The organism is Erwinia sp. INIA01, from assembly GCF_025947915.1.
Taxonomy (GTDB): Bacteria; Pseudomonadota; Gammaproteobacteria; order Enterobacterales; family Enterobacteriaceae; genus Erwinia; species Erwinia coffeiphila.
Map to the genome: position 1 here is coordinate 127,195 of NZ_JAPDNC010000007.1, position 23,206 is coordinate 150,400.

The following is a 23,206-nucleotide window of genomic DNA, read 5'->3' on the forward strand; positions in this document are numbered from 1 at the left end:
TATGCGTGATAGTCGCCCACAATCAATTGAAAGTTATTTCGACCAGGCCCAGGATAAAAGCATGCTGCAAAATATTCAGCAGCGCGCGATTGCCCTGAATAAGCTGAATCGCGCAGTGCAGGGAGTTATTCCCGCTCAGCTGCATCCCTGGTGCCGTGTGGCTAATTTTCGCCAGGGAATTCTGGTGATCGAAACGGCTAACGCCAGCTGGTTGATGCGTTTACGCTATGAGCAATCCAGCCTGCTGTCAGCATTACGTGCCCAAATATTACCATCATTGACGTCGATCGACATCAGGATTAATCCTTCCCTCGCGGCAAAAGGACATGAATCCGTTCAAGAAAGCAGCATTCAGGCGCAGAAAGCAGAAAAACCGCCAGTGAGGCAGTTGAGTGAACATAGTGCGGAGATTTTACGCAGTGTCGCGAGCCAAAGCCCGGAAAAACTTAAAAAGATATTAGAACGACTGGCCTCGCTGGCCGGAGAGAGTACCAGCTCAACCAGTCGTTAGAGTGGTTATGGCTTACGCCAGAACCAGATTTGGTGCTTTGAATGTCACCGGGAGTTCAGCTTCGTGTTCAAACGTTGCCCATTCCCACGCTTCTTGCTTAGCCAGAACCGCCTGCAGTAACTTGTTGTTCAATGCATGACCCGATTTGAATGCGGTAAACGCACCAATAATGTTATGGCCACACATGTACAGGTCACCGATCGCGTCGAGCATTTTGTGACGTACGAATTCGTCTTCGAAGCGTAAACCGTCTTCGTTCAATACGCGGTAGTCATCCACCACGATTGCACAGTCAAAACTGCCGCCCAGGCACAGGCCACGAGACTGCAGCGCTTCGATATCACGCATAAAACCGAAAGTACGAGCACGGCTGATCTGACGCGCAAAGGCTTCAGCAGAGAAGTCCATGCGGTAGCGCTGAGAGCTGGAGTCGATTGCCGGATGGTTAAAATCAATGGTGAAATCCAAAGAGAAACCATTATGCGGCGAAAGCTCGGCCCATTTGTCGCCGTCTTCAACCCGGACAGGCTGTTTGATGCGGACAAATTTCTTCGCGCTATTCAGTTCTTCAATACCGGCATCCATCAGCAGATAGATAAAGGGTGCGGCGCTACCGTCCATAATAGGAATTTCAGGCGCGTTAACTTCCACCACAATATTATCGATGCCGAGGCCGGCAAGGGCAGCGTTCAGATGTTCGACTGTCGAAATACGCACGTCATGCTCATTCACCAGGCAAGTACAGAGCATGGTATCACGCACGGATTTTGCATCAGCCGGAAAATCTACCGGTGGATTCAAGTCAGTGCGGCGATAGATGACCCCGGTATTAGCCGGCGCAGGGCGTAACGTCAGCGTGACTTTTTTGCCGGTGTGTAAACCGACGCCAGTCGTCTGAACAATACGTTTTAATGTCCGTTGTTTGATCATCGCATTATCTCGCAAAAAAATCCTATCCGATCGCCAGTTTACTGCACTGGCGGGCGAATAGTTTAACACAAAGAGTGAATTTTCCCACTTTTTAGGTAAATTCTTAATCCGCCTGCTTACGCAGGAAGGCCGGAATATCCAGGTAATCTGGCTCTTTGTTGGTCTGAGGACTTTGATCGTTAACCACTTTTGCAGCAGGTTTCTGTTCCTGCGGCAGCGGTGACATACCGTGCTGCTGGTAACGATGGTCCATTACAGGCTGAGAAGACTGCTTGTTAGTCACCAGCGTGATTTCTGGACGTTTGTCCATGCCGATACCGGTTGCCACCACGGTGACGCGCAGTTCGTCGTTCATTTCCGGATCCAGTGATGTACCGATAACTACGGTAGCATTGTCGGATGCGAAGGCACGGATGGTGTTACCCACGGTTTCGAATTCGTCGAGACGCAGATCGAAGCCAGCGGTAATGTTAACCAACACGCCGCGTGCACCAGACAAGTCGATATCTTCCAGCAGCGGGCTGGAGATCGCCATTTCTGCTGCTTCTTCCGCACGATCTTCACCGCAAGCCACGCCGGAACCCATCATCGCATAGCCCATTTCGGACATCACGGTACGCACGTCAGCAAAGTCAACGTTCATCAGACCCGGTCGGGTGATCAGTTCCGCAATACCCTGCACGGCGCCTTTCAGTACGTCGTTAGCCGCACCAAATGCATCAAGCAGGGAAATTCCGCGGCCCAGAACTTTCAGCAGCTTGTCGTTCGGGATAGTGATCAGTGAATCGACGTGCTTAGACAGCTCGGCAATACCCTGCTCGGCAAACGCCATGCGTTTTTTGCCTTCGAAATTAAATGGCTTGGTCACCACGGCAACGGTCAGGATGCCCAGCTCTTTCGCCACTTCGGCAACAACAGGCGCAGCACCTGTTCCGGTACCACCGCCCATACCGGCAGCGATAAACACCATGTCCGCACCATCCAGTGCCTGACGCAGTGCTTCACGATCTTCTTCGGCAGAGTTACGGCCGACTTCCGGGTTTGCACCCGCGCCCAGACCTTTGGTAATTCCGTTACCAATCTGGATTGTCTGGCCGACTGCGGTTTTGCGCAGGGCCTGAGCATCTGTATTTACCGCGAAGAACTCAACGCCTTCGATACGTTCACGCACCATATGCTCTACGGCATTACCACCGCCGCCGCCGACGCCGATGACTTTAATCACCGCGTCATTGGTTAATTCCATAGGTTCAAACATAATTTCTCTCCGTTTATGTGCCTGTTCGCCTGGAGATCACTAATACTAATAAGACTAGCATGATCTCTATGGTAAAAATTAAAACTCTTTTCTCAGCCAGCTGTTGATTCTCTTGAACCAGTTACCCACTGAGGCTCTTTTTTCTACTTCTGCTTCACCGCTGAGGTGAGATTCTTTTCCGTAGTGCAGTAAGCCAACCGCCGTTGAGTAGTAAGGCTCCTGCGCGTAATCCGTTAATCCTGTGATGTTTAGCGGCTGTCCGATACGCACCTGCGTGTGGAAAACACGCTGGGCGCAAGCCGCCAATCCTTCAATCTGCGCCGCGCCGCCGGTCAGAACGATACCGGCCGCGAGGTGATGTTTAACGCCCTGCTGGCGAAGCTGTTCCTGCAATTGCAGGATCTCGTCGTTGACGAGATTCAGCAGCTCGGTGTAACGCGGCTCGATAACCTCAGCCAGCGTCTGACGCTGCAGGCTGCGCGGTGGTCGGCCACCCACGCTCGGCACTTCAACGTTTTCATCTTTGCCAACGATAGAACCAAGCGCACAACCGTGACGGACTTTAATCGCCTCGGCATCCGTTGGCGGCGTACCAAAAGCATAAGCGATATCGCTGGTTACCACGTTACCCGCATAAGGAATAACTTTGGTGTGACGCAGCGCGCCGCCGGTATAAACCGCGATGTCCATCGTGCCACCGCCGACATCCACCACGCAGACGCCCAGTTCACGTTCGTCTTCGGTCAACACAGCAAAACTTGAGGCCAGCCCGGCAAAAATCAGCTGATCTACTTTCAGGCCACAGCGTTCTACCGCTTTGACGATGTTCTTCGCCATATCGTTGTGGCAGGTGATCAGATGCACTTTTGCCTGCATGCGCACACCGGATAATCCAACCGGGTTTTTGATCCCTTCCTGATAGTCGATCGCGTATTCTTGCGGAATAACATGGAGGATGCGGTGTTCATCACGAACACGGACGGATTTCGCGGTGTGAACCACGTTTTCCACATCTTCCTGGGTTACTTCCTCTTCTGAAATAGGAACCATCCCTATTTCGTTCTGGCAGCTGATATGTTTGCCCGACAGCGCCAGATAAACCGAAGAAATCTGACAATCTGCCATTAGCTCAGCCTGGTCGATAGCGCGCTGAACGCACTTCACTACCGATTCCAGGTCGTTAACGCCGCCTTTATCCATGCCGCGAGACGGGCAGCTGCCCACCCCGATAATATTGACCATGCCATCGGGCAGGACTTCTCCTACCAGGGCGGCAACCTTCGCGGTGCCTATCTCGAGTCCAACTACCAGTTTTCTGTCCGTCGACTTGATCATTGTTGTTTAGCCTGTACCTGATTCTGTTGCTGATGACTTTCAGCGCTAGTAATGAGTTCGGGTGTCCATCCTACTGCCGCGCCAGAGTCATAACGCAGGTCCACGTAGCTGATACGCTTGTTTTCCGCCTGGCCCTGCTGTTGCAGAGTCGGGTAGAGATCGATAAAGCGTTTTAACCGCTTCATATCTTCACTACGCCCCAGCTCCAGGCGGGTATCATCATCTAACACCAGCTGCCATGATCGACGTGCGGTCATTGACGCAGCCTTTAACTTAAACTTGCTCGCCGCCAGTACATCCCGCATCTGGTGGTAGCCGGTCAACACTTCCGTTTCGCTCCCTTCCGGGCCATACAGCAGCGGTAACACTTCTTTATCCTGATGGCTGGCCGGAACGCTGAACGATTTCCCGTCGGCATCAACCATATGCACATCATTCCAGCGTGCAACCGGCACATACTCAACCAGATGAATCTTTAATTCGTCCGGCCACTGCTTGCGCACGCTCACCTGTTGTATCCACGGCAAACGTTCGATCTGCTGCTGGATGATGTCCACGTCCTGCGACATAAAGGTGCCGGGTTCGCCAAGCGATAAAATCGCCTGACGAATATCATCGTTCCTGGTGTAGTGGGTTTGCCCCGTTACTACCAGCTTCGATAACGGCAGTCTTGATGCATCGTTCATCCACTTCAATACGACAAAACCGCCGGCCAGCATGGTGCCGATAACCATCAGCAAAAACAGTATCCCGGCCAGGCGTGAGCCATTGCTACGCCCGGTTCGCGCTTTCTCCTGCGCTTCGCGGTTTCGAACGTTTAACGCCGCCTGAGACATATCAGTCGGCCAGTTCCAGAATACGTACTACCAGCTGTGAGAAGCTCAGGCCCGCCTGCTTAGCCGCCATCGGTACCAGACTGTGGCTGGTCATCCCTGGCGAGGTGTTCACCTCAAGCAGGTAAAAACGACCGTCACCGCCCATCATCACGTCAACACGGCCCCAGCCGCTGCATCCCAGCGCGCGCCATGCGGCGATCACCAGTTGGCTCAGCTCTGCTTCCTGCTCATCGTTTAACCCTGACGGGCAGAAATATTGCGTATCATCAGAAATGTACTTCGCCTGATAATCATAAAATTCGCTGGCTGCCTGAATGCGGATAGACGGCATAATCTGGTCGCCGATCACCGCAACGGTGTATTCCGGACCGCTGAGGAAGGCTTCAACCAGCACTTCGTCATCGTGGCGGAAAGCTTCCACCAGCGCTGCATGCAGCTGAGAAGCATGATTCACGCGGGAAATCCCCACGCTGGAACCTTCACGGCTTGGCTTCACAAACAGCGGCATACCCAATGCAGCGATGCTGTCAGCGACCTCACCGTCGATACCGGCATCCATCTGCTTGCGGGTTAACGCCACATACGGCGAAACCGGCAGCCCACAGCCCTGCCAGAGGAACTTACTACGCAGCTTGTCCATGGTAATCGCTGATGCCATCACGCCGCTGCCGGTGTAAGGAATATTCAGGAACTCCAGAACCCCTTGCAGCGTGCCGTCTTCACCGCCGCGACCGTGCAGAGCAATAAAGGCTTTGGTGAAGCCCTGTTCTTTCAGGCTCAGTACAGGAACATCGCGAATATCTACCGGATGTGCATCCACGCCCGCTTCTTGCAGTCCAGCCAACACGGCCGCACCTGATAACAGAGATACGTCACGCTCTGCGGACGTTCCACCCAGCAATACCGCTACTTTATCAGCCATGATATTCCTCTTCTTTCGTCTGCGGTTGTAACTTCAGCTCTGCCAGTTTGCGGGCAATACGCCCAACGTTTCCTGCGCCCTGCACCAGAATCAAATCATTGCCGGAAAGCTTCGGCAGCAGGGTTTCCAGTACGGCGTCATGATCGGAAACCAGAATCGGGTCTACTTTGCCGCGGCCGCGAATCGTGCGGCACAGTGACCGGCTATCGGCCCCGGGAATGGCGGTTTCACCGGCAGAATAGACGTCCAGCATCAGCAATACATCGACCTGCGACAGCACGTTAGCGAAATCGTCATACAGATCGCGAGTACGCGTGTAGCGATGCGGCTGGAATATCATTACCAGGTTTTTGTCCGGCCAGCCCGCGCGTGCGGCTTTAATCGTAACGTCAACTTCGGTCGGATGATGTCCATAGTCATCAACCAGCATCGCTGTACCCGCCTGACCATTGGCTTCTGCCAGCGGGTATTCACCGAGGAAGTCAAAGCGACGTCCGGTGCCCTGGAAGCTTTCCAGCGCGCTGAGGATATCTTCATCCTCAATGCCTTCTTCTGTGGCAACCGCCACGGCAGCAGCGGCATTCAGCGCGTTATGGCGGCCCGGCGCGTTCAGCGTGACGTGCATGAGCGGCTTATCGTGGCGAACCAGCGTGAAAATGCCCTGTGCGCCACGCTGTTCGTAATTTTCAACCCGCACATCGGCATCATCGCTGAAGCCATAGGTAGTGATCTGACGCCCGACGCGCGGCAGTAGATCGCGAATTACGGCGTCATCGATACACAGCACCGCACGGCCGTAAAACGGCAGGTTGTGCAGGAAGTTAATAAACGTCTGCTTTAGGTTCTCAAAGTCGCCCTGGTACGTATCCATATGATCGGCTTCGATATTGGTAACAATCGCCACCATCGGCTGCAGATGGAGGAATGACGCATCACTCTCATCCGCTTCAGCGATCAGGTAACGGCTGCTGCCCAGACGAGCATGGGTGCCTGCGGCTTTAACCAGCCCACCGTTTACGAATGTCGGGTCCAGTCCGCCTTCGGCATAAATGCTGGAAACCATCGCCGTCGTGGTGGTTTTCCCGTGGGTTCCGGCGATTGCAATGCCGTGACGGAAACGCATCAGTTCGGCCAGCATTTCTGCGCGGCGGATCACCGGGATACGTGCTTCACGGGCAGCCACCACTTCCGGGTTATCCTGTGCCACCGCAGTCGACACCACCACCACGCTGGCGTCGCTGACGTTTTCCGGGCGGTGGTTGAAATAGATCGTTGCGCCCAGCGTGCTCAGATGCTGGGTCACCGCATTCGGTGCCAGGTCGGAGCCGCTGATTTCATAACCTTCATTCGCCAACACTTCGGCAATACCGCCCATGCCGGCACCACCGATGCCAACAAAATGGATGTGCCGGACGCGACGCATCTCGGGCACGATAGAACGCAGTTTTGCCAGTTGTTGTGTATTCATCTCTTCTTTGCCACACCTGTGTTTCTTTGAGTCGGGTAATCCCGACTCTGCAAATAGTGTTTACAGCGCCGCTTTGCTGACTTCAGCAGCGACGCGCTCTGTAGCATCCGGGATGGCAACGGCGCGGGCCTTTTCGGCCATCTGCAGCAGCGTTGCGCGATCCCAGCCTGCCAGCGTTGAGGCAACCGTTTCAGCGGTAAACTGCGGCTGCTCATAAATTTTTGCGGCACCGGCCTGCTCAAGCGGTAGCGCGTTCCAGTACTGCTGGCGATCTTTATGCTGGAACGGAACGAAAATCGCCGGTAATCCTGCCGCCGCGACTTCGCTGACGGTTAACGCACCGGAGCGACATACCACAACGTCCGCCCAGGCATAGGCTGCGGCCATATCATCAATAAATTCGGTGACCTTAAGCTGGGTCTGCCCCACCTGTGCATAAGCCTGATTAACGCTGTCCAGCGCGCCCTTCCCGACCTGATGCCACAATGTAATGCTGTCGCCCAGGATCGCAGCCACCTGTGGCAGAGTCTGATTCAGTACGCGCGCACCCTGACTGCCGCCGATCACCAGTACTCGCACCGGGCCATCGCGACCGGTCAGACGTTCTGCCGGTAACGGCAGCGCCAGCACGTCGGTACGCACCGGGTTACCGACAACTTCCGCATTCGGAAACGCCCCCGGGAACGCCTGCATCACTTTTTTGGCAATTTTTGCCAGCCACTTGTTGGTCAGTCCGGCAATACCATTTTGCTCATGCAACACGACCGGAATACCGCAGCTCCATGCCGCCAGACCGCCAGGACCGGAAACATAACCGCCCATTCCCAGCACCACATCCGGCTGCCAGCTTTTCATTATCGCCCGCGCCTGGCGCCAGGCGTTAAAGATCCGCAGCGGAGCAGCCAGCTGCGCCTTGATACCTTTACCGCGCAGTCCGCTAATGCGGATAAACTCGATGTCGATTCCGTGTTTTGGCACCAGGTCCGCTTCCATTCGGTCTGCGGTTCCCAGCCAGCGCACCTGCCAGCCCTGTGCCATCAGATGGTGCGCAACTGCCAGCCCGGGGAAAACGTGCCCCCCGGTTCCACCGGCCATCACCATCAGTCGCTTTCCACTCATCGACTAACCTCGCGTAAACGCCTGGGCTTTTGCCAGACGCGTTTCATAATCAATACGTAACAACAACACGATGGCGGTCGACATAATAATCAGACTCGATCCACCGTAACTGATCAGCGGCAGCGTCAGGCCTTTGGTCGGTAACATACCCGCCGCAGCGCCAACGTTAACCAGAGCCTGGAAGCTGAACCAGACGCCGATTGAACACGCCAGAAAGCCCGCAAATCGCTGATCGATCTCTAACGCCTTGCGCCCGATGGACATCGCGCGAAAAGCGACGAAGAATACCATTAACAACGCGAAAACCACACCGATATAACCCAGTTCTTCCCCAATAATCGAGAAGATAAAATCGGTATGCGCCTCGGGTAAATATTCCAGTTTTTGCACCGAGTTCCCAAGGCCCTGGCCCCAGAATTCGCCGCGACCAAAAGCCATCAACGACTGGGTTAACTGGTAGCCGCTACCAAACGGATCTTCCCACGGGTTCCAGAACGATGTGACGCGTCGCATACGATACGGTTCCGCTACAATCAGCAGGCAAACGGCAAAAATCCCGGAGCCGATGATCGCCAGGAACTGCCATAACTTCGCTCCCGCAAGGAACAGCATCGCCAACGTAGTAACAAAGAGCACCACCACGGTTCCCAGGTCAGGCTGCGCCAGCAGCAGCACGGCCAGCACCACCATCACGCCCATTGGCTTACAGAAGCCCCAGAAGTTATGGCGAACCTCTTCAACTTTGCGCACCAGATAGCTGGCCAGATAGCAAAACAGGGACAGCTTTGACAGCTCCGCAGGCTGAATACGCAGCGGCCCGAGGGCAATCCAGCGCGATGCACCGTTCACCGAGCTTCCCACCACCAGTACCACCAACAGCATAAAAATCGTCACCATCAGCATGATATTGCTGTAGCGCTGCCAGAAGGCCATTGGCACCCGTAGCGTGACCAGCGACATGCCGAACGCCAGTGCAATATAGAACGCATCACGCTTGGCGAAATAAAACGGATCGTCTGAGAGGCGCTGCCCCACCGGCATGGATGCCGACGTCACCATCACAAAGCCGATAATCGCCAGGCCAAAGGTCAGCCACAGCAGCGTTCGGTCGTACAGCACCATTGAGTTGGTATCGCTTTCGCGCGATCCCATCACCCAGCCTTTCAGACGATCGGAAATACCACCAGCAAGGCTCAGACCGGGTAATCGCATCAGCCCATCTCCTGTGCCAGCTGGGCAAACAGGTCGCCGCGCTGCTCAAAGTTTTTGAACTGATCGAGGCTGGCACAGGCGGGTGACAGCAGCACCATATCGCCCGATTTCACCTGAGCGGCAATCTGCGCCATCGCTTCAGCCATCGTGTTTGTTTGTACGGAAATTTCAGGCCGCAGCGCCGCCAGCTCAGCACCATCACGACCAAAGCAGTAAACGCGAATGTTATCGCCCTGCAGGAACCGGGTCAGCGAACTGAAATCGGCGGACTTGCCGTCCCCGCCCAGCAGCAGCCAGAGCGTGCCAGCAACCTGTAAACCATTCAGCGCCGCCTCGGTACTGCCGACGTTGGTGGCTTTAGAGTCGTTAATCCAGCGCACACCGTTATTTTCACGCACCAGCTGGAAGCGATGCGCCAGCCCGGCAAAGGTCGTCAGTGCTTTCAGGCTGGTCGCACGCGGCAGGCCAACGGCATCCGCCAGCGCCAGCGCGGCCAGCGCATTGGTGTAGTTATGCTGGCCCGTCAGGTTCATTTCCGCAGTATTCAGCACCTTCTCACCTTTAACCCGCAGCCAGGTACTGCCCTGCTGGCGATTAAGATGGTAGTCACCAACGTCCACGCCGAAGCTGACACAGCGCTGGTCTGCACCGCGTACCGGCATGGTCATAGCGTCATCCGCGTTGACCACGCATACCGCAGCGTTTTCATAAATTCGTAACTTAGCCGCACGATACTGCTGCATGCCGAGCGGGTAGCGGTCCATATGATCTTCAGTCACGTTGAGGATCGTTGCCGCCGCCGCGTGCAGACTGCTTGTGGTTTCCAACTGGAAGCTGGAAAGCTCCAGTACGTACAGCTGCGCCGGTTTATCCAGCAGCATCAGCGCCGGCAGGCCGATATTGCCGCCAACACCCACCTGCCAGCCTGCGGCCTCGGCCATTTCGCCGACCAGCGTGGTGACGGTGCTTTTACCGTTAGAGCCGGTAATAGCGACAATCGGTGCCTGAGCCTCGCGGCAGAACAGTTCGATATCACCGACAATTTCAACGCCCGCTTCCGCTGCATCCATCAGCGCAGGATGCGCCAGCGCCATTCCCGGGCTGGCGACTATCAGGTCAGCGTCCAGAAGCCAGCTGTCGTTCAGCGACCCCAGCCAGCGTTCAACCGCCGCCGGGAGTTTTTCCAGCCCAGGCGGAACGACACGGGTATCCATCACGCGCGGCGTCACGCCACGCGCTAAAAAGAAATCAACACAGGAAAGGCCGGTCAGGCCCAACCCGATGATGACAACTTTTTTACCCTGATAGTCAGCCATGATTAACGTACCTTCAGCGTTGCCAGGCCAATCAGCACCAGCATCAGTGAAATAATCCAGAAGCGCACAATCACGCGCGGCTCCGGCCAGCCCTTCAGTTCGTAATGGTGATGAATCGGTGCCATGCGGAAAATACGCTGGCCGCGTAATTTAAACGAGCCGACCTGCAGGATAACGGACAGGGTTTCAACCACGAACACGCCGCCCATAATCACCAGCAGGAATTCCTGACGCAGCAGCACGGCGATAGTCCCAAGCGCACCGCCGAGGGCCAGCGAGCCGACATCGCCCATAAAGACCTGAGCCGGGTAAGTGTTAAACCACAGGAATCCAAGCCCGGCACCGACAATAGCGGTACAGACAATCACCAGCTCACCGGCATGGCGCAGATAAGGAATATGCAGATACTCAGCAAATTTCACGTTACCGGTGGCCCACGCAACTAAGGCAAAGCCTGCGGCAACAAACACCGTTGGCATAATGGCCAGGCCATCCAGGCCATCTGTCAGGTTAACGGCGTTACTGGTGCCGACAATCACAAAGTAGGTCAGCAGCAGATAGAGCAGACCCAGCTGCGGCATCACGTCTTTAAAGAACGGCACCACCAGTTGAGTGGCAGGCGTGTCTTTGCCGATCGCGTACATGGCAAAGGCAACTCCCAGAGCAATCACTGACTGCCAGAAGTATTTCCAGCGAGCGATCAGCCCCTTGGTATCTTTACGTACCACCTTACGGTAATCATCCACAAAGCCGACGATGCCGTAACCCACCAGCACAAACAGCACGCACCAGACGTAAGGGTTAGAAGGATACGCCCACAGCAGAACGGAAATGGTGATCGAGGTCAGGATCATAATCCCGCCCATGGTCGGCGTGCCGCGCTTGCTGAAGTGCGACTCCGGGCCATCATTACGCACGACCTGACCAAATGACATTTCCTGCAGGCGGGCAATCATACGCGGCCCCATCCACAGCGAGATAAACAGTGCGGTCAGCAGGCTGACAATGGCGCGAAACGTCAGATAGGAAAAGACGTTAAAGCCAGAATATAAAGAGACCAAATGCTCGGCCAGCCAGACTAACATGCGCCTTTCTCCTGTAAGGTACGTACGATCTGCTCCATTGCAGAACTACGCGATCCTTTGACTAATACGGTTATCTTTTGATGTTCAGAAAGCAGCGCCAGCGCGCGAGCGCTAAGTAATGCCTTATCACTGAAATGCTCCCCAACGCCGCTGGCATCACTGATGTCATGGCTGAGGCTGCCTGTACTTAAAACTTTATCAATCCCGGCCAGGCGAATCGCTTCACCGACCTGACGATGGCATTCGGCGGCTTCCGCCCCCAGCTCACCCATGTCACCGACGATCATCACACGGTAGCCAGGCATTTCACCCAGCACCTGTGCGGCCGCCGTCATTGATCCGACGTTGGCGTTGTAACTGTCGTCCAGCAACAGCCGATCGTCATCAAGCACAATCGGGAACAGACGACCCGGAACGGCCTGCAGCGAACTCAATCCCTGACGAATGGCACTGAGCGGCGCGCCTACCGACAAGGCCAGCGCAGCGGCGGCCAGCGCGTTGGCAATATTGTGACGGCCCGGCAGCGGCAGGGTGATATCGATCTCTCCCTGCGGCGTATGCAGCACGAAGAGCGTTCCGCGAGTGCTGAAACTCACCTTGCTGGCATAAAAATCGCTGTCGGCCTGCTGCTCCGGCGAAAAACGCCAGACGGTTTTGCCCTGAAGCAACGGCTGCCAGTGCGGCCAGTCATTGCTGTCGCTGTTGATAATGGCGGTGCCGTGCAGCGGCAGCCCGTTGAAGATTTCGCCTTTAGCTTTTGCTACTCCGGCAAGGGAGCCAAAGCCTTCCAGATGCGCTGCGGCCAGATTATTGACCAGCGCGGCTTCAGGGCGGGTTAATTCGGTGGTGTAGTCGATCTCGCCCTGGTGGTTCGCACCCAGTTCAATCACTGCATACTGATGTTCCGCCGTCAGGCGCAGCAGCGTCAACGGCACGCCGATGTCGTTATTCAGATTGCCCGCGGTGTAGAGCGTTTCGCCGCATTCGCGCAGGATCGCGGCGGTCATCTCTTTAACGGAGGTTTTACCGGAGGAGCCGGTCAGCGCCACCACGCGGGCAGAAGACTGCTGACGCACCCAGCCTGCAATACGGCCAAGCGCAAGGCGGGTATCGGCAACCACGACCTGTGCGACCTCTACTGGTAAGCGCTTACTCACCAACAGTGCTGAAGAACCGGCTTTAACCGCATCCTCGGCGAAGTCATGCGCATCGAAGCGTTCACCCTTCAGCGCAATAAACAGGCAACCGGCGGTAATTTTCCGGGTGTCGGTAGTCACCGCGTCGATGGTGGCATCGTTACCGAACAGCGTTCCTCCGGTGATGTCTGCCAGTTGCTTGAGGCTAAAGGCGATCATGCCACCACCCCCAGCAGCCGCGCGACGGTGACCCGGTCGGAATAATCAAAACGCTGCTGGCCGATGATTTGATAATCTTCGTGGCCTTTACCCGCCACCAGCACGATGTCACCTTCCTGCGCCTGCATCACGGCGTTAGTGACCGCTTGCGCACGACCAAGAACAACGCGAGCACGGCTCGGGTCCAGCAGGCCGGTAAGCACATCGGCCACAATTGCCGCCGGATCTTCACTGCGCGGATTGTCATCGGTGATCACCACCACATCGGCAAACTGCTCGGCGATAGCCCCCATCAAAGGACGCTTGCCTTTGTCACGGTCGCCGCCGCAGCCGAACACGCACCACAGTTTGCCTTTACAATGCAGGCGGGCCGCAGCCAGTGCTTTTTCCAGCGCATCAGGGGTGTGTGCATAATCCACCACCACCGTCGGTTTGCCCGGCGCAGTGAACACTTCCATACGCCCGGTCACCGGCTGTAGCTGGTTTGCGGTTGCGGTCAACGCGGCCAGTGGATAATCCAATGCCAGAAGAGTCGCCAGCGCCACCAGCAGGTTGCTGACGTTAAAGGCCCCCATCAGGCGGCTTTCAAATTCACCGTTGCCCCAACTGGAGGCAAACTTCACGCTCGCGCCGCCGTCGTGATACTGCACCTCGGTCGCTTTTAACCAGCGCCCGTGGCAGTCAGACTGCAAATTATTTTCCATGGTCACGGCAACAGCATCAGGTAGCTGTTGCAGCCAGCGGCGGCCAACTTCATCATCGGCATTAATGATGGCTTCACCCACCTGATGCTCGGAGAAAAGCAGCCATTTTGCTGCTTCGTAGCGGGCCATATCACCGTGATAGTCGAGGTGATCGCGGCTCAGGTTGGTAAATGCCGCTGCGGCAAACGGCAGCGCGGCAACGCGATGCTGCACCAGACCGTGAGAAGAAATTTCCATTGCCGCCAGCGTCGCGCCTTTTTCCAGTAGCAACGCCAGCTGATGCTGAACATCAACTGCTGAGCCGGTGGTATTTTCCGCTGCGGCCAGCTGGCCGTACAGACCGTTACCCACGGTCCCCATCACCGCGCCGGTTTCGCCCAGCAGTTGTGCCCACTGCGCCAACAGCTGTGTCGTGGTGGTTTTTCCGTTGGTTCCGGTCACGCCGATGAGCTTTAACTTTTCACCCGGCTGCTGATAGAAGCGCCCGGCCAGCGCAGAGAGGCGCTGGGAAAGCTGCGACAGGTAAATCACCGGCACGCCGTGCATTTCCACGACGCTGCCATCTTCGGCTTCACCATCGGCGTCAGCAATTACCGCCGCAACGCCCTGGGCTATCGCCTGGGGGATAAAACGGCGGCCATCAACCGCATGTCCTTTAATCGCGACAAAGAGATCGCCGGAAGCCGCCACGCGGCTGTCCAGTGTCATTTCATTCAGCGTGCGCGCGGGCAAACCGGTCACCCAGGGTGCCAGTAAGTCGTGCAGATTACGATCGGTCACGCGATCCCTCACTCTTATTAGTTACCATCTCGTTTTTGTCACTGGTCGGTAGCGCATCCGGTTCAACGTTCATGGTGCGCAGTACGCCGCCCATGATGGCGCCAAATACCGGTGCAGAAACCGCACCACCGTAATATTTGCCAGCCTGCGGATCGTTAATCACCACCACCAGCGCAAAACGAGGGTTGCTTGCCGGTGCCACACCGGCGGTATAAGCAATGTATTTATTGACGTATTTGCCATCCGGGCCGACTTTTTTCGCCGTACCGGTTTTAATCGCAATACGATAGCCTTTAACGGCAGCTTTAACGCCGCCGCCGCCCGGCAGAGCCACGCTCTCCATCATATGCACCACGGTGCGAACGATTTGTTCCGGGAAGACGCGTTGACCCGCCACAGGGGGGTCAACTTTGGTGATCGACAGCGGACGATACACGCCGTAGCTGCCGATGGTTGCATAGACTCGCGCTAACTGTAACGGCGTTACCATCAGCCCGTAGCCGTAAGAGAAGGTGGCCCTCTCTATGTCAGACCACCGTTGTTTTTGAGGATATAAGCCACTGCTTTCTCCGACCAACCCCAAATTGGTCGCTTTGCCAAAACCAAAGCGCGCGTAAGTATCTACCAGCGCATTGGATGGCATCGCCAACGCAAGGCGAGAAACCCCAACGTTAGACGACTTCTGGAGCACCCCGGTCAGGGTGAGTTCACTGTAACGCGCCACGTCTTTGATTTCGTGGCCGTTAATTCGGTAAGGGATCGTATTCAGCACGCTGTTTTCACGCACCACACCACGCTGCAGCGCGGTCATCACCACCATCGGCTTCACCGTGGAACCCGGTTCGAAGATGTCGGTAATCGCCCTGTTACGCATCACATCTTTGGTGGTGCCGGAAAGGTTATTCGGGTTATATGCCGGGCTGTTGGCCATCGCCAGGACTTCGCCGGTGTTCACATCAACCAGCACCGCAGTACCTGATTCGGCCTTGTTAAACGCCACCGCGTTGTTCAGCTCGCGGTACACCAGCGCCTGCAGACGCTCGTCGATACTCAACGCGAGGTTATGCGCAGCCTGGCTATCTACGGAGGAGATATCTTCAATCACTCGCCCATTGCGGTCTTTACGCACCGTCCGCTCACCGGGCTGGCCAGTCAGCCATTTATCAAAACTTTTTTCAACACCCTCAATGCCCTGGCCATCAATATTGGTAAAACCAATCAAATGGGAAGTCACCTGCCCTGCCGGGTAGTAACGGCGGGACTCTTCGCGCAGATAGATACCAGGAAGCTTGAGTTTTTTGATGTAATCGCCAATCGCTGGATTGACCTGGCGTGCCAGATAGACAAAACGCCCATTGGGATTCGCGTTAACGCGCGTTGCCAATTGATCGAGAGGAATGGATAGTGCATCTGAAAGCGCTTTCCAGCGGCTATCGAGTGTAATACCGCCCTTATCGTGCAGCTCTTTCGGGTCAGCCCAAATGGCATTGACCGGCACGCTAACCGCCAGCGGACGCCCGGCGCGATCGCTGATCATGCCGCGAGACGTGGGGATCGCCTGCACGCGCAGGGAACGCATATCCCCTTCGCGCACCAGCCGGTCCGGATTGATCACCTGCAAATAGGCAACACGCAGCAGCAGTCCGACTAACGCCAGGAAAATACCGCCGCACAGCAACGCAAAACGCCAGCTAACGAAGCTGGCCTTATCTTCCGTGCGTTTCAGTTTCTGCGTTTTGCCTGCGGCTCTCATTGAGTCCGTGTTTCCTTATTGCTGTACCACAATATTTTCTTGAGAAGGATCAACGTGCTGCAGTTGAAGTTTCTCTGTTGCTATCCGCTCCACACGACTGTGATCGCCCAGCGCATTCTCTTCAAGGATCAGGTTGCGCCATTCAATATCCAGCGCGTCACGTTCCAGAACCAGCTGCTCACGCTGAGCGGTAAGCAGACGCGTTTTGTGCGCGGTCGTCACCACCAGTACCGATGAGACCAGCACCGAAATCAGCAGGATCAGCGGGATCTTACCGTGGCGTAACAGGTCACCACCGATAACGCCGGGTAAACTGTGACGCTCATTGCCGATCATGACGCTGTTCTCTCCGCAATACGCAGTACGGAACTGCGCGCACGTGGGTTTTCAGCGGTCTCCGCCTCACCCGGCATCATTTTGCCCAGCGCTTTCAGCTGGCGGCCGCCAAGGCTGCTAAGCTGCGCTTCGGTCATCGGCAGGCCGTGTGGCACCTGCGGTCCGCGACTCTGCTCGCGCATAAAACGCTTCACGATACGGTCTTCCAGTGAGTGGAAGCTGATAATCGACAGCCGTCCACCCGGTGCCAGCGCGCTAAGCGCACCTTTTAGCGCCTGTTCAATCTCTTCCAGCTCGCTGTTAACCCATATGCGGATCGCCTGGAAGCTGCGCGTTGCCGGATGCTTGAACTTATCTTTCACCGGCGTTGCGGCATAAATCACATCGGCCAGTTCTTTTGTTCGGGTCATCGGCTCCACGCGATTGCGTTCTACAATCGCCCGAGCGATGCGTTTGGCAAAGCGCTCTTCACCAAAGGTTTTCAACACGAAAGCGATATCGCTCTCGTCGGCCTGCAGCAGCCATTCTGCCGCTGACTGCCCGCGCGTCGGGTCCATGCGCATATCCAGCGGTCCATCACGCATAAACGAAAAACCGCGCTCCGCATCATCCAGCTGCGGGGAGGAAACACCCAGATCGAGCAAAATTCCATCGATCTTGCCGCTCAGCCCACGCTCGGCCATGTACTCTGCCAACGCTGAAAAAGGGCCATGAATAATGCTAAAACGCGGATCGGTAATCTCAGCAGCGGCTGCTATAGCTTGCGGATCGCGGTCGATAGCATAAAGACGTCCATGATCGCCTAAGCGGGAGAGGATCAGGCGTGAGTGCCCGCCGCGCCCGAAGGTGCCATCAATATAGATGCCGTCAGATTTAATATTGAGGCCGTTAACCGCCTCATCCAACAGCACCGTGGTGTGATTAAAAGTATCCTGCATAGCTATAACGACAAATCCTGCAACCGCTCAGACAAAGGCTGCTGAGAGGAATGCTCTGCGTCTATATCATCCTTGACTTGTTGATACCAGGTCTGTTCATCCCACAGCTCAAACTTGTTGAACTGCCCAACCAGCATCACTTCTTTAGTCAGGCCCGCGTGTTGACGAAGGGTGTTCGCCAACAACAAGCGACCTGCACTGTCCATCTGGCATTCACTGGCATGCCCCAGTAACAGGCGCTGCACGCGCCGCTCTGCCGGGATCATGCTGGATAAACGAGACAGCTTTTGTTCGATAATTTCCCATTCGGGCAGCGTGTAAAGCAGTAGGCATGGCTGGTGGAGGTCAATGGTACAAACCATTTGCCCCTGAGACTCCTCGATCAGCGTATCGCGATAACGCGTTGGTACGGCAAGCCGACCTTTGCTGTCGAGATTAACTAACGTTGCCCCGCGGAACATGCCAGTCTGCCCCTCCAGTTACCCCAAAACACCACTTTACACCACAAATTCCCACTAAAAGAGTTTACGGAGCGAAGGAAAACATTGTCAAGCCGCAGTCATGGCAGAAAGGCATTATTTCTCAGAGGAATAAAATGCGGAGAAGTTAAAAACAAACCACCTGAAGAGAGCACCGGAGAATAAACTAATGAATAGTGGCAGGAAATTTGCCCGGCCATTTAAATTGCTCAAAAATATACCACTCAGAGATAAAAGGAAATAAGTGCTCAGCTTTGCGACGCGGGCTGCATTTTAGGGTATTTCCGAGGCTTTTCCCAGTACGGTGCAGGCATGGCGCAGCTGACAGCATCGAACGTTCACAGAATTATTATTATTCGCTAGCTTATTTAATCAGCGGTGCAAAATTTTTTGTCTCATTTACTTATATTTACTAAATACCTATAAGATGAATCTCAAATACAAGATAAATTTGCCATCTTATGCTACGCCCTCAGAGAGTAACTCAGAGTAAATGCATGGATATCAAAAAGGCAGCCTTAGCTGCCTTTTTCTCTCTGAATAGTTAGAGCGCTTTACGATTTAAACGCCCGCGACGATAAAGATTACGCCGAATACGCGTCAGGCCGGGTTTCGGTTTACGCGGCTCATCAAGGCTGGCTAATACTAACTCCAGAACGCGTTCCGCAACGTCGCGATGCCGCTGGCCCACGGCCAGTACCGGGCATTCCAGGAAATCGAGCAGTTCGTGGTCACCGAAAGTGGCGATCGCCAGATCCTGCGGTAGCCGTCCTTCCGATTTCAGCGTCACGTCCATTACACCCTGCAGCAGACCGAAAGAGGTGGTGAACAGCGCCTCCGGCATGTCGTGCGTTTCGAGATACTTTTCAAATAGCGCAGCGGCGGCATGGCGCTCAAAGCTGTTGGCATAGACGAAATCGATCTGTCGTTCATCGCCCTTCCACGCATCTCGGAAACCCAGCTCACGCAGGAAGCTAACTGACAGTTCCGGCAGCGCGCCAAGGAACAGCACCGATTTAACCGGCAGCTTGCGCAGTTCAGCAGCCAGCGCCTGGGCATCGTCCTGATCGGCACCGACCACGCTGGTAAAGTGCTCGCGATCCAGCGCACGGTCCAGAGCAATAATCGGTAACGGATCGTTGATCCAGCGCTGATAGAACGGATGCTCCGGCGGCAGCGAGGTTGAAACGATAATCGCATCAACCTGGCGCTGAAGCAGGTGCTCCACACAGCGCATTTCGTTATCCGGCTGATCTTCTGAACAGGCAATCAGCAGCTGGTAGCCGCGCTGACGCGCCTGGCGTTCCAGGTAATTCGCTATTCGGGTATAGCTGGTATTCTCCAAATCAGGAATAACCAGTCCTATTGATCGGGTACGGCCGGCACGAAGCCCCGCCGCTACCGCGTTCGGATGGTAATTATGCTCACGCACCACCGCCATTACCTTCTCGACGGTTTTATCGCTGACACGATACTGCTTTGCTTTGCCATTGATGACATAGCTTGCTGTCGTGCGTGATACACCGGCCAGGCGGGCAATTTCATCCAGTTTCACAATAACCCCACACTTCTGTCGCGTATCTGCGGCCAATAGCCACAGTACATCTATGGATAAGTCGTTTATAACATCTAACCGCAGAATAGTTTAGCGGGCAACAGCTTTTCATCAGCGGCGGGGGCAATTGAGCAAAAAATAAAAAAACCCGGCATTACGCCGGGTTAGCAGACTGTCTGTAAAATCGTCAGCGACGATTAACGCATGATGCGCTCGCCGCGTGCCACGCCAACGATACCTGAACGCGCAACTTCAACAATTTCCGCGACTTCGCGCACGGTGCTGAGGAAAGCGTCGAGCTTATCGCTGGTGCCGGCAAGCTGAACCGTGTAAAGCGAAGGCGTCACATCCACGATCTGACCACGGAATATTTCCGCACTGCGTTTAACTTCTTCGCGGCCGTAACCGGTCGCCTGGATTTTCACCAGCATGATCTCGCGCTCAACAAAAGCGCCCTGACCCAGTTCGCTAACGCGCAGCACATCTACCAGTTTGTGCAGCTGCTTCTCAATCTGCTCCAGCACTTTTTCATCGCCGACGGTTTGAATCGTCATGCGCGACAGCGTTGGATCGTCAGTCGGTGCAACCGTCAGGCTTTCAATGTTGTAGCCGCGTTGGGAAAACAGCCCAACCACGCGGGACAATGCGCCGGATTCGTTTTCCAGCAGAACCGATAATACACGACGCATAATTAAGTCCTCTCCGTTTTGCTCAGCCACATTTCATCCATAGCGCCACCGCGAATATGCATCGGGTAAACGTGTTCGGTGCCATCTACATTCACATCCACAAACACCAGACGCTCATTACGCACCTGCTCCAGCGCCTCGGCCAGCTTCGATTCCAGCTCTTCCGGACGGTTGATAGAGATGCCCACGTGGCCGTAAGCTTCAGCCAGACGAACGAAATCAGGCAGCGATTCCATGTACGACTGGGAGTGGCGGCCAGAATAAATCATATCCTGCCACTGCTTCACCATGCCCAGGAAACGGTTGTTGAGGTTCAGCACCAGCACCGGAATGCCGTACTGCAGGGCGGTAGACAGCTCCTGAATATTCATCTGGATACTGCCGTCACCGGTTACGCACACCACGGTTTCCTGCGGCAGTGCCAGCTTCACGCCCAGCGCGGCAGGCAGACCGAAGCCCATCGTGCCCAGACCGCCGGAGTTGATCCAGCGACGCGGTTTATCAAACTGATAGTAAAGCGCAGCAAACATCTGGTGCTGACCCACGTCAGAGGTAACATAGGCATCACCTTTGGTCAGGCGGCAAATGGTTTCGATAACCGCCTGCGGCTTGATTTTATCGCTGGTGCGATCGAACTCCAGGCACTGGCGCGCGCGCCACTGGTCAACCTGCTGCCACCAGTCGCGCAGACTGTCATAGTTCTGCTGCGCGTCGCTTTGTGCCAGCAGTTCCAGCATCTGCTGCAGAACCAGCTTCGCATCACCGACAATCGGTACATCCGCTGCCACGGTTTTGGAAATTGATGTCGGATCGATATCAATGTGCAGCACGGTGGCATTCGGGCAGTATTTTGCCAGGTTATTAGTCGTACGGTCATCGAAGCGCACGCCAACGGCAAAGATCACGTCGGAATGGTGCATGGTCATGTTGGCTTCGTAAGTGCCGTGCATGCCCAGCATGCCCACGCACTGGCGATGCGTGCCGGGGAAGGCTCCCAGGCCCATCAGCGAGGTGGTAACCGGTACGTTAAGTTTTTCCGCCAGCTGACGCAGCTCATCATGACAGGCGGCGTTAATCACGCCGCCACCGGCATAAATCACCGGCTGCTTCGCCGCTAATAGCGTTTGCAGCGCACGTTTAATCTGGCCTTTATGACCCTGCGTTGTCGGGTTGTAAGAACGCATGCTGACTTCTTCCGGCCAGACATAAGGCAGCTTATTCGCCGGGTTCATCATATCTTTCGGCAGATCGACAACAACCGGGCCAGGACGACCGCTCGCCGCCAGCCAGAAGGCTTTCTTCATGATGGTCGGAATTTCTTCAACGCTTTTCACCATAAAGCTGTGCTTCACAACCGGGCGCGAAATTCCCACCATGTCGCACTCCTGGAAGGCATCGTAGCCAATCAGAGAGGACATCACTTGGCCGGAAAGTACAACCATTGGAATGGAATCCATATAGGCCGTAGCGATACCGGTGATCGCATTAGTCGCGCCAGGGCCGGAGGTCACCAGCACGACACCGACATCGCCGGTTGCGCGCGCATAACCATCCGCCATATGCACTGCGCCCTGCTCGTGGCGGACCAGGATATGGTCAACACCACCAACGGTTTGCAGAGCGTCATAAATATCAAGGACCGCTCCACCGGGGTAGCCGAATACATGTTTTACGCCCTGATCGATTAACGATCGGACCACCATCTCGGCTCCTGACAACATCTCCATCTTTGCCTCCAGGCTTTAAGGTACTGAGTTATCCAACAAGCAGCCTTTCTTTGACTCGCTGAACCCGCTGTCAGATAAGATCAAAACCCGTGTTTTATATGCTCAGAAATTGGAAGTCATTTCCAAAATCCAGGTACAGGGCAGAACCCTGGTCATTTTTTTGGTTTGAGGTTATGCCGATTACCATAACCGTAGAAAACCTGGCAGGCAAACGGCAAACCACACACAGGGTACGGAAAGGGATGATTAAGGCTCTGCCCCGCAGCCTCTGCTATCGACAATAACACTGAACTTAAAGCGTTATAAAAGCTGAATGTACTGCACTTTAGTTAATTATCAGCGCGATCGTTTTGTTATTAAAACTGAGCGGGATAAAAAACATGGAGGGCCACGCTGGCTGTTGGTTTTTTTTAGTTATATCTTCTGAGTTTTAAAGAAAAGATAATATTTTTATCCAAAAAAACCGAAAGCATCACTTCAAACCATCACTACAAAAAAACCAAGAAAAAGATTTAAAATCAATCAGTTAAAAATAAAAATAACGCAGTAAATCATCGTTAAGCCCGTCATTTCCCGATCGAAAACACATTTCAGCTGGCTATTCTTCTGAAGTGCAGCCAGCCGCCAGAATATTTTCCTTAAGGCATTGTGGGTCACGCGCTAATAACCCCATAGCGAAAGTTGACAGCCCGCCCCGTTATCAGGTATCAATAATGTCACTTTGAATTTATGAGGTTTGAATCAATGATTCGTTCCATCCGCCTACTCGGTCTACTACTAAACGCATCTTCGTTGCGCGGTAGACGAGTGGGCGGAATCAATCACTGATTCAGGCCTGCAAGACCTAAAAAACCCGCGCCAATGCGCGGGTTTTTTTATGCTCGCGGCCAGGCCCGAC

General features: G+C 54.9%; 21 protein-coding genes. 2 read left to right on the top strand and 19 right to left on the bottom strand.

Annotated features, from left to right (window positions below; genetic code table 11):
• The first annotated feature begins 1 nt into the window (after position 1).
• Positions 2 to 511, top strand: coding sequence for a DUF721 domain-containing protein (locus OMR58_RS13980; RefSeq protein ID WP_105595359.1), 510 nt, complete (start codon positions 2 to 4; stop codon positions 509 to 511).
• A 12-nt stretch (positions 512 to 523) separates the two neighbouring features.
• Here the strand turns inward: OMR58_RS13980 and lpxC are convergent, their stop codons facing one another.
• The 19 genes from lpxC to ilvI form a co-directional block, all read right to left on the bottom strand.
• Positions 524 to 1,441: a UDP-3-O-acyl-N-acetylglucosamine deacetylase gene (gene lpxC, locus OMR58_RS13985; protein ID WP_200563478.1), complete on the bottom strand. Its 918-nt coding sequence runs from the start codon at positions 1,439 to 1,441 to the stop codon at positions 524 to 526.
• 103 nt (positions 1,442 to 1,544) lie between these two features.
• On the bottom strand, positions 1,545 to 2,699 hold the full coding sequence (ftsZ, locus tag OMR58_RS13990) for a cell division protein FtsZ (RefSeq protein WP_105595357.1): 1,155 nt from the start codon (positions 2,697 to 2,699) through the stop codon (positions 1,545 to 1,547).
• A gap of 78 nt (positions 2,700 to 2,777) precedes the next feature.
• Complete coding sequence (gene ftsA / locus OMR58_RS13995) at positions 2,778 to 4,034, bottom strand: cell division protein FtsA (protein ID WP_105595356.1); 1,257 nt, start codon at positions 4,032 to 4,034, stop codon at positions 2,778 to 2,780.
• On the bottom strand, positions 4,031 to 4,870 hold the full coding sequence (gene ftsQ / locus OMR58_RS14000) for a cell division protein FtsQ (RefSeq protein ID WP_105595355.1): 840 nt from the start codon (positions 4,868 to 4,870) through the stop codon (positions 4,031 to 4,033). The genes ftsA and ftsQ overlap by 4 nt, the downstream gene beginning before the upstream one ends.
• Before the next feature lies 1 nt (position 4,871).
• Positions 4,872 to 5,792, bottom strand: coding sequence for a D-alanine--D-alanine ligase (locus OMR58_RS14005; protein ID WP_200563464.1), 921 nt, complete (start codon positions 5,790 to 5,792; stop codon positions 4,872 to 4,874).
• Entirely contained in the window at positions 5,785 to 7,260 is a 1,476-nt protein-coding gene (murC, locus tag OMR58_RS14010) for a UDP-N-acetylmuramate--L-alanine ligase (RefSeq protein WP_200563466.1), read from the bottom strand. Before murC ends, OMR58_RS14005 begins: the two co-directional genes overlap by 8 nt.
• A 60-nt stretch (positions 7,261 to 7,320) precedes the next feature.
• Positions 7,321 to 8,379 carry an undecaprenyldiphospho-muramoylpentapeptide beta-N-acetylglucosaminyltransferase gene (gene murG, locus OMR58_RS14015; protein WP_264546233.1) on the bottom strand — a complete coding sequence of 353 codons (1,059 nt, stop codon included), beginning with the start codon at positions 8,377 to 8,379 and terminating at the stop codon, positions 7,321 to 7,323.
• Between the two features lie 3 nt (positions 8,380 to 8,382).
• Positions 8,383 to 9,591: a cell division protein FtsW gene (ftsW, locus tag OMR58_RS14020; protein WP_105595351.1), complete on the bottom strand. Its 1,209-nt coding sequence runs from the start codon at positions 9,589 to 9,591 to the stop codon at positions 8,383 to 8,385.
• Positions 9,591 to 10,907: a UDP-N-acetylmuramoyl-L-alanine--D-glutamate ligase gene (murD, locus tag OMR58_RS14025; RefSeq protein ID WP_264546234.1), complete on the bottom strand. Its 1,317-nt coding sequence runs from the start codon at positions 10,905 to 10,907 to the stop codon at positions 9,591 to 9,593. The genes ftsW and murD overlap by 1 nt, the downstream gene beginning before the upstream one ends.
• A 2-nt stretch (positions 10,908 to 10,909) precedes the next feature.
• Complete coding sequence (gene mraY, locus OMR58_RS14030; protein WP_105595349.1) at positions 10,910 to 11,992, bottom strand: phospho-N-acetylmuramoyl-pentapeptide-transferase; 1,083 nt, start codon at positions 11,990 to 11,992, stop codon at positions 10,910 to 10,912.
• Entirely contained in the window at positions 11,986 to 13,347 is a 1,362-nt protein-coding gene (gene murF, locus OMR58_RS14035; RefSeq protein WP_264546235.1) for a UDP-N-acetylmuramoyl-tripeptide--D-alanyl-D-alanine ligase, read from the bottom strand. Before murF ends, mraY begins: the two co-directional genes overlap by 7 nt.
• A complete protein-coding gene (gene murE / locus OMR58_RS14040) occupies positions 13,344 to 14,831 on the bottom strand; it encodes a UDP-N-acetylmuramoyl-L-alanyl-D-glutamate--2,6-diaminopimelate ligase (RefSeq protein ID WP_264546236.1) in 1,488 nt (495 codons plus the stop codon). Before murE ends, murF begins: the two co-directional genes overlap by 4 nt.
• Positions 14,818 to 16,584, bottom strand: coding sequence for a peptidoglycan glycosyltransferase FtsI (locus OMR58_RS14045; protein WP_105595346.1), 1,767 nt, complete (start codon positions 16,582 to 16,584; stop codon positions 14,818 to 14,820). The genes murE and OMR58_RS14045 overlap by 14 nt, the downstream gene beginning before the upstream one ends.
• A gap of 15 nt (positions 16,585 to 16,599) precedes the next feature.
• Positions 16,600 to 16,920 (bottom strand): cell division protein FtsL, encoded by a 321-nt coding sequence (ftsL, locus tag OMR58_RS14050; protein ID WP_105595345.1) that lies wholly within the window; start codon positions 16,918 to 16,920, stop codon positions 16,600 to 16,602.
• Complete coding sequence (gene rsmH, locus OMR58_RS14055) at positions 16,917 to 17,858, bottom strand: 16S rRNA (cytosine(1402)-N(4))-methyltransferase RsmH (protein ID WP_105595344.1); 942 nt, start codon at positions 17,856 to 17,858, stop codon at positions 16,917 to 16,919. Before rsmH ends, ftsL begins: the two co-directional genes overlap by 4 nt.
• A gap of 2 nt (positions 17,859 to 17,860) precedes the next feature.
• Entirely contained in the window at positions 17,861 to 18,319 is a 459-nt protein-coding gene (gene mraZ, locus OMR58_RS14060; protein WP_105595343.1) for a division/cell wall cluster transcriptional repressor MraZ, read from the bottom strand.
• Between the two features lie 562 nt (positions 18,320 to 18,881).
• The gene (cra, locus tag OMR58_RS14065) at positions 18,882 to 19,892 is read right to left on the bottom strand and encodes a catabolite repressor/activator (RefSeq protein WP_105595342.1); all 1,011 of its coding nucleotides are present in this window, start codon (positions 19,890 to 19,892) and stop codon (positions 18,882 to 18,884) included.
• Positions 19,893 to 20,089: 197 nt separating this feature from the next.
• On the bottom strand, positions 20,090 to 20,581 hold the full coding sequence (gene ilvN / locus OMR58_RS14070) for an acetolactate synthase small subunit (RefSeq protein ID WP_105595341.1): 492 nt from the start codon (positions 20,579 to 20,581) through the stop codon (positions 20,090 to 20,092).
• A 2-nt stretch (positions 20,582 to 20,583) separates the two neighbouring features.
• A complete protein-coding gene (gene ilvI, locus OMR58_RS14075; RefSeq protein ID WP_200545171.1) occupies positions 20,584 to 22,308 on the bottom strand; it encodes an acetolactate synthase 3 large subunit in 1,725 nt (574 codons plus the stop codon).
• Positions 22,309 to 23,052: 744 nt separating this feature from the next.
• On the opposite strand from ilvI, the gene leuL reads away from it, so the two are divergent.
• Entirely contained in the window at positions 23,053 to 23,136 is an 84-nt protein-coding gene (gene leuL / locus OMR58_RS26055) for a leu operon leader peptide (RefSeq protein WP_105595400.1), read from the top strand.
• Positions 23,137 to 23,206 lie beyond the last annotated feature (70 nt).